Genomic DNA, 12,963 nt, shown 5'->3' with positions numbered 1-12,963 from the left:
ACGCCCGATGGCTCTTGTACCATCGGGCATTTTCACCGCATCACCGTTTCATATAACAATCTGTCCAACTCCCTGACATCGCCTTCCCGACTATCCGGTAACGTCGGCGGAATCTCTCCTCTTTCCAGCTTGGCGCGGATAAACGCATGCAACAGTGGACGGCGCGGGCCGTATTCCGCTTCACCCGCACACTGCTTGCGCTCCAGCAGCTCATCAATTTCCTGACGCAATGGCGCATCCAGTTCACTTCCCGCCAGCAACTCGGCAAAACACATCGGTGGCACGCCTTTCCCCGCCTCCACCCAACGCACCGCCAGCAGCGGGCGAATGACGTAAAAGTACTTTTTCAATCGCACGTCGTCACCTTGCAGATAGCCACGGAAGTTTTTCCGCGCCATCGAGTAGTAGTGCCAGCGGGCACGTAGCGGGGAAAACCATTTGGGCACCAACGCTTTCAGCGCCGACACGGTCACTTCATCCTGTTGATAGACCACTGGCGAATCCAGCCACTCAATAAGCGTAGGGTTTGCGCCTTTCAGTAATCCTAGCGCCTTGCGCCATTCCCAGCCGCTGACGTCCAGCTCATCATCTATCGGCAACTCGATAACATCTCGTGGCGCTTCGATCCGCAGATACCACTCGGGCGGATGAACATAGAGAAATCGCACGTCGTAGTCGCTGTCCGGCGAGGCAAATCCCCAGCCACGGCTGCCGGATTCACAGGCATACAGCACCCTGACGCCATAGCGCTGCTCAACCTCTTTTAGCTGGCGCAATACCCTTTCACGCATCGCGCCGTCCACTGTGTTGTAGCTCATTATTCTTATCCTTTTATGTTCACAAGGCCGTGCAGCACCTGGTCCAGGCCCCCGAACACCGAGATTTTATCGATACGTTCAGCGACTCTTTCAAGGGTTTCCAGCTCTTTTAAGCGCAGCGCCACCGGGTTGTTTTCCATCACTTTCGCGGTATTCAACAGCGATCGCGTCGCGGCAGTCTCTTCACGACGGCGGATCACGTTGGCCTGGGCGGATTTCTCAGCTTCAACCAGTTGGGACAGGATGGCCTTCATATCACCCGGCAGGACAATATCTTTCACGCCGAGCGAAGCGACCTCGATACCAAACGGCGTCATTCGGGCTTTCACCTGTGCGCTCACCACCTCATCGATCACCTGCTTATCTTCCAGCAGCTCGTCCAGCGTGCGCGTTCCCACCGCTTCCCGCAGGGCAAACTGCAATTCGCGGTAAAGGTGATCCAGCGGTTTGGTTAGTTGGCCAAAAGCCAGCAACACATCGCCATAACGCCAGTTTGCGGCCAGATTTAAACGCAGGTTGACCTTATCCTTGGTCAGGATCTCTTGTCCACCGACCTCCAGTACCTGTAAACGAGTATCAACAACTTCGGCTTCAATCAGATGGTTTACCTTCCAGTATGCGGTCAACCCCGGCGGCAACAGCGTCTGGGTTTCGCCATCAATTTTCAGCACACCAACATGCCACGCAGGAACCTGTACCGTTAAGATAGCTTCACGACCTTTCACCGTACCGTTACGTCGTGGCTGTAACACCGCATTCATCACCTCAACCGGTACCGAAACCTGACGCGTATCCATACGCACCAGCTTCAGTGCTTCCTCTGCGCGCCAATACAGACGGCGCGTTCCCGGTGGCAAAATTTCCTGCAAGACGCCGTTCACATACAGCGCACCCGCTTCGGTATCGCTTAAATCGGCCACCACACAGTACTGCTCCACCCATGCAGGCTGGAAGCGACGTAAATACTCCGCCAGAGCTTCCGGAATTTCGCTGCCATCGTTATTGATCACCAGAACATCCGGTGTGTTAAACCATGGCAAACGGTGTTCACCTGCATCCAGTACCTGATAGTAATCACCCTGTCGGGATAACAGGCCAAGCTGGCCTTTACGAATAGTGATTTTTTTCTTCATTTTTTATTCCTTATTGTGAGTCAGGCGCGGGTGCAGGGGCGAAGCGGCAGGGGAATTCCCTTTTGCCTGTCGCACGGCATCTTTACCGGCAGCCTGTTCTGGAGCGTGCTAACTGCGCATCGCTCCGTTTTATTTCTATGATTAACAACCAGTTTTCATTCGGAGGATGAAATTGGGAATCGAACCCACTGTGTGTCAGCGGCTGACGGAACACTCCCGGAAAACAGCCTGTGCCGTTCCTGACGTGCCGGCGGGGTTTAACCCCCTGCGTTTTCAGCGTGATTGACGTAAGAGTTATTGCCAGAAGCGTGCCAGAAATGAAAATCGTCAGAATTTATTTTTAATGAATTGATTTATATAAATTTAATTGTTATCGCCAATATTGGCAGTTGTCTCACTCGGTTAATTTTTTTATCTTTTAATCTCTTAACTTATCTTTTTGGATAAACCATGAAAAAGCGGCGGGTTGTAATTGGCGTACTGGGTACGGTGCTGGACAAACGCGGTAAACGCGCCAATCGGTTTAAAAAGTGGCGCCCCACGGTTGGATTGTGCCAACAGCCTGATTTCCCTGTCGACAGACTGGAACTGCTCCACCAGCCACGCGATGAAGGCATGGCGCAAAGGTTGATTGAAGACGTCGCGCTGCTCTCACCTGACACCGAAGTACGCCCGCATGCCGTGACTATTAACGACCCCTGGGATTTTGAAGAGGTCTACGCCGCCTTTCTCGACTTCGCCACCCACTACAGCTTTGATACGGAAAACGAAGAGTATCTGGTGCACATCACCACCGGGACGCACGTCGCGCAGATCTGCTGGTTTCTGCTAACTGAAGCCCGCTACCTGCCCGCCAGCCTGCTGCAAACCAGCCCGGCACCAGCCGGTTCATCGGATGAGGCCGTTTCCGCCGGCGTTTGCTCGGTAATCGATCTCGATTTAAGCCGCTACGCCACGCTCACCAGTCGTTTTCAGCGCGAACAGCAGCAGTCAGTCTCTTTTCTGAAGGCCGGGATTGATACGCGCAACGCCACCTTCAATAAACTGATCGATCGCATTGAGCGTGTGGCTCTACGTTCGACCGACCCGATCCTGCTCACCGGCCCCACCGGCGCGGGTAAATCCTTTCTGGCGAAACGTATTTTTCAGCTACGCCAGTCGCGGCATCTGGTGGCGGGAAAACTGGTCGCCGTCAACTGCGCAACCCTGCGTGGCGACAACGCGATGTCTACGTTGTTTGGTCACGTGAAAGGGGCGTTTACTGGCGCACTCACGGCGCGCGGCGGACTACTGCGAGAAGCGGATGGCGGCGTGCTGTTTCTCGATGAGATAGCCGAACTGGGGTTAGACGAACAGGCCATGCTGCTAAAAGCGATTGAAGAAAAAACCTTTTTCCCGTTTGGATCGGACAAAGAAGTACAGAGCGATTTTCAGCTGATTGCCGGAACCCATCGCGACATGCAGCAATGGGTCGCCGAGGGCCGTTTTCGCGAAGATCTCTACGCGCGTATCAATATGTGGAACTTCGCCCTGCCCGGTCTGGCGCAGCGGCGGGAAGATATCGCTCCGAACGTCGAGTATGAGCTACACCGTTTTTCCAGCAGTAAACAGATGCAGATCCGTTTCGACAAAGAGGCACGTGCTTGTTATCTGGCATTTGCCTGCTCCCCACAGGCGCAGTGGCGCGGCAATTTTCGCGAGCTAAGTTCATCCATCGCGCGAATGGCGACGCTTGCCGAACAGGGACGCATCACCTTATCCCTTGTCGAAGAAGAAATTGCGCTGTTAAAAGAGAGTTGGCAGATTACCGCTACGCAACCGGAACTGAACATGGACATTGACCTTTTCGATCGCCGCCAGTTAGAAACGGTGCTGGAAGTGTGTCGCCGCAGCGCGTCGCTGTCGGAAGCCGGACGCGAACTGTTTGCCGTCTCACGGCAGAAAAAAGCCAATCCTAACGATGCAGACCGCTTGCGAAAATATCTCGCCCGCTTCGGGCTGAGCTGGGAAAGCGTTCGCAGCGATCAGATACAATAAACAATATCTCACATTACCCAATCTGAACTGTTACTGGTTTTCCTAACTTCACCAGCATCATGACCAGCGCATCAAGGGTAAATTTGTTGGTTTTCTGATTAACAACATCTGAAACACGGGGCCGGGAAATATTCAGTTTCACAGCAGCTTCCGCTTGTTTCAGATGGTTTTCATCAATCCATCCGGAAATTTCTTGCATCAACTGCTGCTTCAGGCGAATGAGTTGTTCGACCTCGCATTCAGCATCATGCTTTAAGCTCTTCGCTTCCGCTTCTGCAAACCCCAGTTCGGCAAAAATATTGACATCCGGAGAGGTTACATGGCGAACCTTATTATCAACGGTATTGTTCATTTCTGATTCCTGTCTTCTTGCAAAGCGGTTCGATATCTAACTTTAGCAATGTGTTTATCGTGCTCAGAAGTACGTTTCGCCTTTTTATTGAAACAATGCAGTACATAGACCGCGTTAGCATAGCGAGCAATGTAGATGATTCGGTATGCGCCAGATTCATACCTGAGCCTTACCTCCTCAACACCTCGACCTATCTCTGGCATCGGCTTCCAGTCAGCAGCTTCTAATCCAGCCTGTAAACGATGTAGCTGAAAACCAGCGGTTTTACGTATATCTTCAGGAAAGCTTCGTAAATCATCAAATGAACTGCCAATCCAGACAATGGGCTTTAAGGCCCGCTTTATTGAAAGCATAACACATCCTTGTATAAAATTTTATACAAACAATAAAATGCGTAACCCACACGTTTTCCTGTCATTACGCTAAATCAGAATAGAAATTCCGTCACTTCAACAAGCTATATTTTGCGAGGCTCTTTCAGGATTAGTTTTATTCTGCACGAATTACCGTACACTGAGGATATCGGCTAACAGAGGGCACCCTTATGGCACTCCCCCGCATTACCCAAAAAGAGATGACCGAGCGCGAACAGCGTGAACTGAAAACGCTGCTCGACCGCGCGCGCATTGCGCATGGTCGTCTGCTGACCAACGCAGAGACCAACAGCATCAAGAAAGAGTACATCGATAAACTGATGGCCTTGCGCGAAGCAGAAGCTAAAAAAGCCCGCCAGTTGAAGAAAAAGCAGGCCTATAAACCGGATGCGGAAGCATCGTTTTCCTGGTCAGCAAATACGCCGACGCGCGGCAGACGTTAACGTCCCTTCTTCTTACGTCCCGGCGAAGTAAAACGCTTACCGTTTGCCGCCGGGCGCGATTTCTCTTTCTCCGCTGATTTTTCGATTTTCACCACCGGACGCTTAATGCCTGCGGTTTTTGGCTTCGCTTTCGCCTTCGGTTTGGCTTCTGAGGACGAGTTCTCAATCAGCTTGAACAGATCGATCAGTTCGTCATCTGTCAGGTCGCGCCATTCACCAAGCGGCAGGCCAGACAAACCAACGTTCATGATACGCGTACGCTCAAGCTTGGTAACTTCATAGCCAAAGTGTTCGCACATACGACGGATCTGACGGTTAAGCCCCTGAATCAGCGTAATACGAAACACAAACGGCGCTTCTTTCTTCACCTTACATTTTTTGGTGACGGTACCGAGAATGGGCACACCGGCCCCCATCCCACGGATAAAGTCATCAGTGACCGGCTTATCGACCGTCACCAGATACTCTTTTTCGTGATCGTTACCGGCACGCAGGATTTTATTCACCAGGTCGCCGTGGTTGGTCAGAAAGATAAGTCCCTGAGAATCTTTGTCCAGACGACCAATTGGAAACACGCGCTTGCTGTGATTCACGAAATCAACAATGTTGTCGCGTTCGCTGTCTTCGGTGGTGCTGACAATCCCTACCGGCTTATTCAGCGCGATAAAAACCAGATCTTCCGCTTCACGCGGCTCAATCAACCGACCATTTACTTTTACGACGTCGCCAGGCATCACCTGATCGCCGATGGTGGCGCGTTTACCATTCAGGAAGACATTCCCTTGTTCGATAAAGCGATCCGCCTCGCGGCGCGAGCAGATTCCGCTTTCACTGATGTATTTATTTAATCGGATGGATGAGTCGGGCAGCATAGTTTCTCCTTTGACAGCGAAATATACCCTACCTTGCGGACGATAAAAAATAATCGTGTTCGACTGTCCACGCGCTATTTGTGATCCGTCACACCTTTTGACACAAAAGTGTCAGCGATCCATCCCTGCAATTTTGTTGAGTGAAAACAAGCAGAATCAATACATTAGAGAGGTATGCACATCTGTGCCGACAACGCGCCATCACCACATCAAATGTGCAACACAATCGGTCATTTCAGGGCGCTGAAATAAGTGAAAATAGCTTTGAGATGGAGAACAGATGGGGTTATATCAGATCAAGAAGGCAATTTCGTGATTTGCACAAATGTGCAGGAGTCCAAAAATGGCGACGGAAAACAGCGATGATATCCGCCTGATCGTAAAAATAGCGCAGCTGTATTACGAACAGGATATGACACAAGCGCAAATCGCCCGCGAGCTGGGTATTTATCGCACCACGATCAGCCGGTTACTAAAACGTGGACGCGACCAGGGTATCGTCACCATCGCCATTAATTACGACTACAACGAAAATCTGTGGCTGGAACAGCAGCTAAAACAGAAATTTGGCCTGAAAGAGGCGGTCGTAGTCTCCTGCGATAGCGAGCAGGAAGATGAACAACTTAATATGATGGGCGTACATGGCGCGCAGTTGCTGGAACGCTTACTGGAACCTGGGGACATTATCGGGTTCTCATGGGGCCGCGCTGTACGGGGACTGGTGGAAGGATTATCTCCTGCCAGCCAGTCGCGCCAGCTGATCTGCGTACCGATTATCGGCGGACCATCCGGCAAGCTTGAAAGCCGCTACCACGTCAATACGCTGACCTACGGCGCTGCGGCAAAGCTCAAAGGGGAATCACACCTGGCAGATTTCCCGGCACTGCTGGAAAACCCGCTGATCCGTAACGGGATCATGCAGTCACGACATTTTAAATCGATTTCCGCGTACTGGGATAATCTGGACATCGCGCTGGTCGGGATTGGATCTCCGGCGATACGTGATGGCGCCAACTGGCACGCTTTTTACGGCAGTGAAGAGAGTGATGACCTGCATGCCCGCCAGGTTGCCGGAGACATTTGCTCGCGCTTTTACGATATCAACGGTGTAACCGTAGAGACCAATATGAGTGAAAAGACGCTCTCCATCGAAACCAATAAATTAAAACAGGCGCGTTACTCCATTGGCATTGCAATGGGTGAAGAAAAATACAGTGGGATATTAGGCGCATTACGTGGGAATTATATTAACTGTTTAGTTACCAACAGCCATACCGCTGAATTATTGTTGAAGTAAATAAATTCTAATTGGTCCTGCCATAATTGATTTTATGTGGGATCCCCTTATCTGAATCGGGAGTTTATTATGCAAACGTGGTTAAACTTGCAGGGCAAAGTCATTATTGTTACCGGTGGCGCATCCGGAATTGGTCTGGCGATTGTCGAAGAGTTATTAGCGCAAGGCGCTAATGTACAAATGGCAGATATTCATGGCGGAGAAGGTAAATACGATAGCCATGACGGGTATCATTTCTGGCCAACGGATATTTCCAGTGCCAAAGAGGTTAATCATACTGTCGCTGAAATTATCCAACGCTACGGACGTATTGATGGGCTGGTAAATAATGCTGGCGTTAATTTTCCGCGTCTGCTGGTCGATGAAAAAGCACCCGCCGGGCAATACGAACTCAACGAAGCTGCTTTCGAAAAAATGGTTAATATCAACCAGAAAGGTGTGTTCTTAATGTCGCAGGCAGCGGCACGCCAAATGATAAAACAGCGTAACGGCGTGATTGTGAATGTCTCTTCCGAAAGCGGACTGGAAGGCTCAGAAGGTCAAAGCTGTTACGCCGCGACCAAAGCCGCATTGAATAGTTTTACCCGTTCCTGGTCGAAAGAGTTGGGCAAACACGGCATCCGCGTGGTTGGTATTGCACCTGGCATTCTGGAAAAAACCGGACTGCGGACCCCCGAGTATGAAGAAGCGCTGGCCTGGACCCGCAACATCACCGTCGAACAGTTGCGCGAGGGCTACACCAAGAACGCGATCCCGATTGGTCGATCAGGGCGCTTATGCGAAGTAGCTGATTTTGTTTGTTATCTTTTATCTGAGCGCGCCAGTTACATAACCGGAGTAACCACTAACATTGCGGGCGGAAAAACGCGCGGCTAAGGAGGTTTTATGGTCAATGCAATCTTCTGTGCTCACGGCAAACTGGCCTGCGCCATGCTGGAATCGGTACAGATGGTCTACGGTGATGCCAACGTTGAAGCCGTGGCATTTGTCCCCGGAGAGAACGCCAGCGACATTGTGGAAAAGCTAAAAAAGTTAGTAAGTATTCACACTAGCGATGAATGGCTGATTGCCGTCGATTTGCAGTGTGGCAGTCCCTGGAATGCCGCTGCGACGCTGGCGATGCACAATCCGGCGATACGGGTCATTAGCGGGTTATCACTGCCGTTGGCGCTGGAGCTGGTAGACAACCAAAACAATATGAATGTGGATGAACTGTGCGAACACCTGACGACCATTGCTCAACAAACCTGTGTCGTCTGGAAGCATCTGGAAACGGCCGAAGAGGATTTCTGATGAACATTACCCTTGCTCGTATTGATGACCGTCTGATCCACGGTCAGGTCACCACCGTCTGGTCGAAGGTGGCGAATGCTCAACGGATTATTATCTGTAATGACGACGTTTATAACGATGAAGTACGTCGCACATTATTACGTCAAGCCGCCCCACCGGGAATGAAAGTGAACGTCGTTAATATCGAAAAGGCGGTCGCGGTTTACCATAATCCGCAATACCAGAACGAAACCGTTTTTTATCTATTTATCCGCCCACAGGATGCCTTAGCAATGGTCAAGCAAGGCGTGAAAATCGCCACGTTAAATATTGGTGGCATGGCCTGGCGGCCTGGTAAAAAACAATTAACCAAAGCCGTTTCTTTAGATAACGACGATATTCATGCGTTTCGTGAGTTAGATAAACTGGGTGTTACGCTGGATTTACGCGTTGTCGCATCCGATCCATCTATTAATATTCTCGAAAAAATAGAAGAACAATCGTTCGCTGAATAAATAAAAATGCCTGTGTACTTATGCTTTAACAGGCAGGGATGATCACATTCACAAGGTGACATATTATGGAAATAAGTACCCTACAAATTATCGCCATATTCCTATTTTCCTGTATTGCCGGAATGGGCAGCGTGCTGGATGAGTTCCAGACCCACCGTCCGCTAATTGCTTGTACCGTTATCGGCCTAATCCTTGGTGATTTAAAAACCGGGATTATGCTCGGCGGCACGCTGGAGTTAATCGCTCTTGGCTGGATGAACGTCGGCGCAGCGCAGTCTCCCGATTCGGCGCTCGCCAGTATTATCTCCGCCATTCTGGTTATCGTCGGTCAGCAAAGCATTGCTACCGGTATCGCCATCGCCCTGCCAGTCGCGGCGGCAGGTCAGGTGCTGACGGTATTCGCCCGTACCATCACCGTGGTGTTCCAGCACGCGGCGGATAAAGCAGCCGAAGACGCCCGCTTTCGCACCATCGACATGCTGCACGTTTCCGCTCTCGGCGTACAGGCGCTGCGCGTTGCCATCCCTGCATTAATCGTCTCGCTGTTTGTCAGCGCCGATATGGTCAGCAATATGCTCAACGCCATTCCGGAATTCGTCACCCGCGGATTGCAGATTGCCGGTGGCTTTATCGTGGTGGTCGGCTACGCCATGGTGCTGCGCATGATGGGCGTGAAGTACCTGATGCCCTTCTTCTTCCTCGGGTTTATCGCTGGGGGTTATCTCGATTTGAGCCTGCTGGCTTTCGGTGGGGTGGGCGTGATCATCGCGCTGGTCTACATCCAGTTGAACCCACAGTGGCGTAAAGCCGAACCGCAGGCGCAACCCGCCTCTTCTCAAGCTCTCGACCAGCTTGATGACTAATGGAGCCAGCCATGGAACAGAAAAAACTGACCAAATCCGACCTGTTTAGCATGTTTGTTCGCTCCAACCTGCAACAGGCGTCATTTAACTTTGAACGCATTCATGGGCTGGGCTTTTGCTACGACATGATCCCTGCCATCAAGCGCCTGTATCCGCTGAAAGAGGACCAGGTTGCAGCACTCAAACGCCACCTGGTGTTTTTCAACACCACGCCTGCCGTGTGCGGCCCGGTGATTGGCGTGACCGCCGCGATGGAAGAAGCTCGCGCCAATGGTGCGGAAATTGACGACGGCGCCATCAACGGCATCAAAGTTGGGCTGATGGGCCCGCTGGCCGGTGTTGGCGACCCGTTGGTCTGGGGAACATTGCGCCCGATTACCGCGGCGCTCGGCGCATCGCTGGCGCTGTCCGGAAACATTCTCGGCCCACTATTGTTCTTCTTTATTTTCAATGCAGTACGTCTTGCCATGAAGTGGTACGGCTTACAGCTTGGCTTTCGTAAAGGGGTCAATATCGTCAGCGACATGGGCGGCAACCTGCTGCAGAAACTGACCGAAGGCGCATCGATTCTCGGCCTGTTTGTCATGGGGGTGTTGGTCACTAAATGGACCAGCATCAACGTGCCGCTGGTGGTATCGCAAACGCCTGGCGCAGACGGCACCACCGTCACCATGACCGTGCAGAACATTCTCGACCAACTCTGCCCCGGCCTGCTGGCGCTGGGTCTGACGCTGCTGATGGTGCGTCTGCTCAACAAGAAAATTAACCCGGTATGGCTGATCTTCGCCCTGTTTGCGCTGGGAATTATCGGTAACGCGCTGGGCTTCCTGTCCTGATTTTTTCGCCCCGGCGATGCCGGGGCAACTTCAACAAATAGTCCTCGAAAGAGGAAGAGGTGGTAACAATGCAAACAACAACAGCTTTACGCCTTTATGGTAAACGCGATCTGCGCCTGGAAACCTTCGATCTTCCTGAAATGCAGGACGATGAAATTCTGGCCTCAGTCGTAACCGACAGCCTGTGCCTTTCTTCCTGGAAAGAGGCTAACCAGGGCGAGAACCACAAAAAGGTGCCGGACGATGTGGCTACCAACCCGATCATCATCGGTCACGAGTTTTGTGGCGATATTATTGCCGTAGGCAAAAAATGGCAGCATAAGTTTCAGCCCGGCCAGCGCTATGTCATTCAGGCTAACCTGCAACTGCCGGATCGCCCGGACTGCCCCGGCTACTCCTTCCCGTGGGTAGGCGGTGAAGCCACTCACGTTATCATTCCTGATGAAGTCATGGAGCAGGACTGCCTGTTAGCCTACGAAGGTGAAACCTATTTTGAAGGCTCGTTGGTTGAGCCGCTGTCCTGCGTGATTGGCGCATTCAACGCCAACTATCACCTACAGGAAGGCACGTATAACCACAAGATGGGCATTCGTCCGCAGGGGCGTACACTGATACTCGGCGGCACCGGGCCGATGGGACTACTGGCGATCGACTACGCGCTGCATGGTCCGGTTAACCCGGCGCTGCTGGTGGTGACCGACACCAATAACGACAAGCTGAGCTACGCCCGCAAGCACTATCCATCAGAACCACAAACGTTGATCCATTATCTCCACGCCCAGGATGCAGGTTATGACACCTTGATGGCGCTGAGCGGCGGGCACGGGTTTGATGACATCTTTGTGTTTGTGCCCAACGAACAGTTGGTTACGCTGGCCTCTTCTTTGCTGGCTGCCGATGGTTGCATGAACTTCTTTGCCGGTCCGCAGGATAAGCAGTTTAGCGCGCCGATTAACTTCTACGACGTGCACTATGCCTTCACCCATTATGTTGGGACATCTGGCGGCAATACCGACGACATGCGCACGGCGGTAAAACTGATCGAAGAGAAGAAAGTTCAGGCGGCAAAAGTGGTGACGCACATTCTGGGATTGAATGCGGCAGGTGAAACAACGCTGGAACTGCCGCAGGTCGGTGGAGGTAAAAAACTGGTTTACACCGGAAAAGCATTGCCGTTAACTGCGCTCACCCAGATTGACGATCCGGCCTTGCGCGCTATCCTGGAGCGTCATCAGGGGATCTGGTCGCAGGAAGCCGAACAGTACATATTGTCTCACGCCGAGGAAATTTAACATGATTAACCGCGACACCCAGTTGTGCATGTCGCTTGCCGGTCGCCCCGGCAACTTTGGCACACGTTTTCATAACTATCTGTATGAAAAGTTAGGGTTAAATTTTATCTACAAAGCCTTTACTACGCAGGATATTGAGGCCGCAGTGAAAGGCGTTCGCGCACTCGGGATTCGCGGCTGTGCGGTCTCTATGCCGTTTAAAGAGAGTTGCATGCCGTTTCTGGATGCCATCGATCCTTCCGCAAGCGTCATTGATTCCGTCAACACCATCGTCAATGACAACGGTACGCTGACAGGATTTAACACCGACTACATTGCGGTAAAAAGCCTGATTGCCAGCCACCAGCTTGATAACCACGCGCGCGTCATGATCCGCGGCAGCGGTGGAATGGGTAAAGCGGTTATCGCCGCATTTCGCGATGCCGGTTTTCACGATGTGATCGTCGCTGCCCGTAACCGGGAGAGCGGCCCGGCGCTGGCAAAACAGTACGGTTTCCAGTGGCAGCCGCAGCCGGAAGGAATTACCTGCGATATTCTGGTCAACGTGACGCCCGTCGGCATGGTTGGCGGTAAAGAGAGCGATGAACTGGCCTACAGCGAAGCAATGGTCGCTGCCGCCAGCGTGGTGTTTGACGTCGTCGCCCTGCCGCCGGAAACACCGGTAATCAAACTGGCACAGCAATTAGGTAAAAAGACCATCAGCGGTGCAGAGGTGATTGCCTTACAGGCTGTGGAGCAGTTCGCCATGTACACCGGCGTACGCCCGGATGACGAGCTAATCGCCGAAGCGGCAGAATTTGCGCGGGCGGGGTAAAGAAGCAGGAACAGAGCGCCAGGGATGGGCGCTCTGTCTATTTTA

General features: G+C 52.0%; 15 protein-coding genes. 10 read left to right on the top strand and 5 right to left on the bottom strand.

The window, feature by feature from the left end; all coding sequences use genetic code 11:
* Positions 1-32: 32 nt before the first annotated feature.
* Both OGY13_RS01180 and OGY13_RS01175 read right to left on the bottom strand, forming a co-directional pair.
* Entirely contained in the window at positions 33-818 is a 786-nt protein-coding gene (locus OGY13_RS01180; protein ID WP_213753009.1) for a nucleotidyltransferase domain-containing protein, read from the bottom strand.
* A gap of 5 nt (positions 819-823) precedes the next feature.
* The gene (locus OGY13_RS01175) at positions 824-1,951 is read right to left on the bottom strand and encodes a slipin family protein (protein ID WP_103285898.1); all 1,128 of its coding nucleotides are present in this window, start codon (positions 1,949-1,951) and stop codon (positions 824-826) included.
* Positions 1,952-2,401: 450 nt separating this feature from the next.
* On the opposite strand from OGY13_RS01175, the gene rtcR reads away from it, so the two are divergent.
* The gene (gene rtcR, locus OGY13_RS01170; RefSeq protein WP_213753010.1) at positions 2,402-3,988 is read left to right on the top strand and encodes an RNA repair transcriptional activator RtcR; all 1,587 of its coding nucleotides are present in this window, start codon (positions 2,402-2,404) and stop codon (positions 3,986-3,988) included.
* Positions 3,989-4,001: 13 nt separating this feature from the next.
* On the opposite strand, the gene OGY13_RS01165 is transcribed toward rtcR, so the two are convergent.
* Together OGY13_RS01165 and OGY13_RS01160 are read right to left on the bottom strand one after the other, a co-directional pair.
* Entirely contained in the window at positions 4,002-4,340 is a 339-nt protein-coding gene (locus OGY13_RS01165; protein ID WP_008786903.1) for a helix-turn-helix domain-containing protein, read from the bottom strand.
* Positions 4,337-4,693: a type II toxin-antitoxin system RelE/ParE family toxin gene (locus tag OGY13_RS01160; RefSeq protein ID WP_213753011.1), complete on the bottom strand. Its 357-nt coding sequence runs from the start codon at positions 4,691-4,693 to the stop codon at positions 4,337-4,339. The genes OGY13_RS01165 and OGY13_RS01160 overlap by 4 nt, the downstream gene beginning before the upstream one ends.
* A gap of 191 nt (positions 4,694-4,884) precedes the next feature.
* On the opposite strand from OGY13_RS01160, the gene OGY13_RS01155 reads away from it, so the two are divergent.
* Positions 4,885-5,157: a YjbD family protein gene (locus tag OGY13_RS01155; protein WP_003826541.1), complete on the top strand. Its 273-nt coding sequence runs from the start codon at positions 4,885-4,887 to the stop codon at positions 5,155-5,157.
* Here OGY13_RS01155 and rluF read toward each other — a convergent pair.
* Positions 5,154-6,029 carry a 23S rRNA pseudouridine(2604) synthase RluF gene (gene rluF, locus OGY13_RS01150; RefSeq protein WP_008786901.1) on the bottom strand — a complete coding sequence of 292 codons (876 nt, stop codon included), beginning with the start codon at positions 6,027-6,029 and terminating at the stop codon, positions 5,154-5,156. The genes OGY13_RS01155 and rluF overlap by 4 nt on opposite strands.
* A gap of 343 nt (positions 6,030-6,372) precedes the next feature.
* Here rluF and OGY13_RS01145 point away from each other — a divergent pair, with 343 nt between their 5' ends.
* The 8 genes from OGY13_RS01145 (at position 6,373) to OGY13_RS01110 (ending at position 12,918) form a co-directional block, all read left to right on the top strand.
* On the top strand, positions 6,373-7,326 hold the full coding sequence (locus OGY13_RS01145) for a sugar-binding transcriptional regulator (protein ID WP_213753012.1): 954 nt from the start codon (positions 6,373-6,375) through the stop codon (positions 7,324-7,326).
* A gap of 69 nt (positions 7,327-7,395) precedes the next feature.
* Positions 7,396-8,202 carry an SDR family oxidoreductase gene (locus tag OGY13_RS01140; RefSeq protein ID WP_137378048.1) on the top strand — a complete coding sequence of 269 codons (807 nt, stop codon included), beginning with the start codon at positions 7,396-7,398 and terminating at the stop codon, positions 8,200-8,202.
* A gap of 9 nt (positions 8,203-8,211) precedes the next feature.
* Entirely contained in the window at positions 8,212-8,619 is a 408-nt protein-coding gene (locus tag OGY13_RS01135) for a mannose/fructose/sorbose PTS transporter subunit IIA (protein WP_213753013.1), read from the top strand.
* The gene (locus OGY13_RS01130) at positions 8,619-9,113 is read left to right on the top strand and encodes a PTS sugar transporter subunit IIB (protein ID WP_213753014.1); all 495 of its coding nucleotides are present in this window, start codon (positions 8,619-8,621) and stop codon (positions 9,111-9,113) included. The genes OGY13_RS01135 and OGY13_RS01130 overlap by 1 nt, the downstream gene beginning before the upstream one ends.
* A 65-nt stretch (positions 9,114-9,178) precedes the next feature.
* On the top strand, positions 9,179-9,976 hold the full coding sequence (locus OGY13_RS01125) for a PTS mannose/fructose/sorbose transporter subunit IIC (protein WP_003826527.1): 798 nt from the start codon (positions 9,179-9,181) through the stop codon (positions 9,974-9,976).
* A gap of 11 nt (positions 9,977-9,987) precedes the next feature.
* Positions 9,988-10,812 carry a PTS system mannose/fructose/sorbose family transporter subunit IID gene (locus OGY13_RS01120; RefSeq protein WP_003031641.1) on the top strand — a complete coding sequence of 275 codons (825 nt, stop codon included), beginning with the start codon at positions 9,988-9,990 and terminating at the stop codon, positions 10,810-10,812.
* A gap of 68 nt (positions 10,813-10,880) precedes the next feature.
* Entirely contained in the window at positions 10,881-12,104 is a 1,224-nt protein-coding gene (gene sorE / locus OGY13_RS01115) for an L-sorbose 1-phosphate reductase (RefSeq protein ID WP_032942071.1), read from the top strand.
* Position 12,105: 1 nt separating this feature from the next.
* Complete coding sequence (locus tag OGY13_RS01110; protein ID WP_213753015.1) at positions 12,106-12,918, top strand: shikimate 5-dehydrogenase; 813 nt, start codon at positions 12,106-12,108, stop codon at positions 12,916-12,918.
* Positions 12,919-12,963 lie beyond the last annotated feature (45 nt).

It is taken from the genome of Citrobacter sp. Cpo045, from assembly GCF_030332875.1.
GTDB lineage: Bacteria > Pseudomonadota > Gammaproteobacteria > Enterobacterales > Enterobacteriaceae > Citrobacter > Citrobacter portucalensis.
Note: the sequence above shows the minus strand (reverse complement) of the source record. Positions and strands in the feature narration are given on the sequence as shown.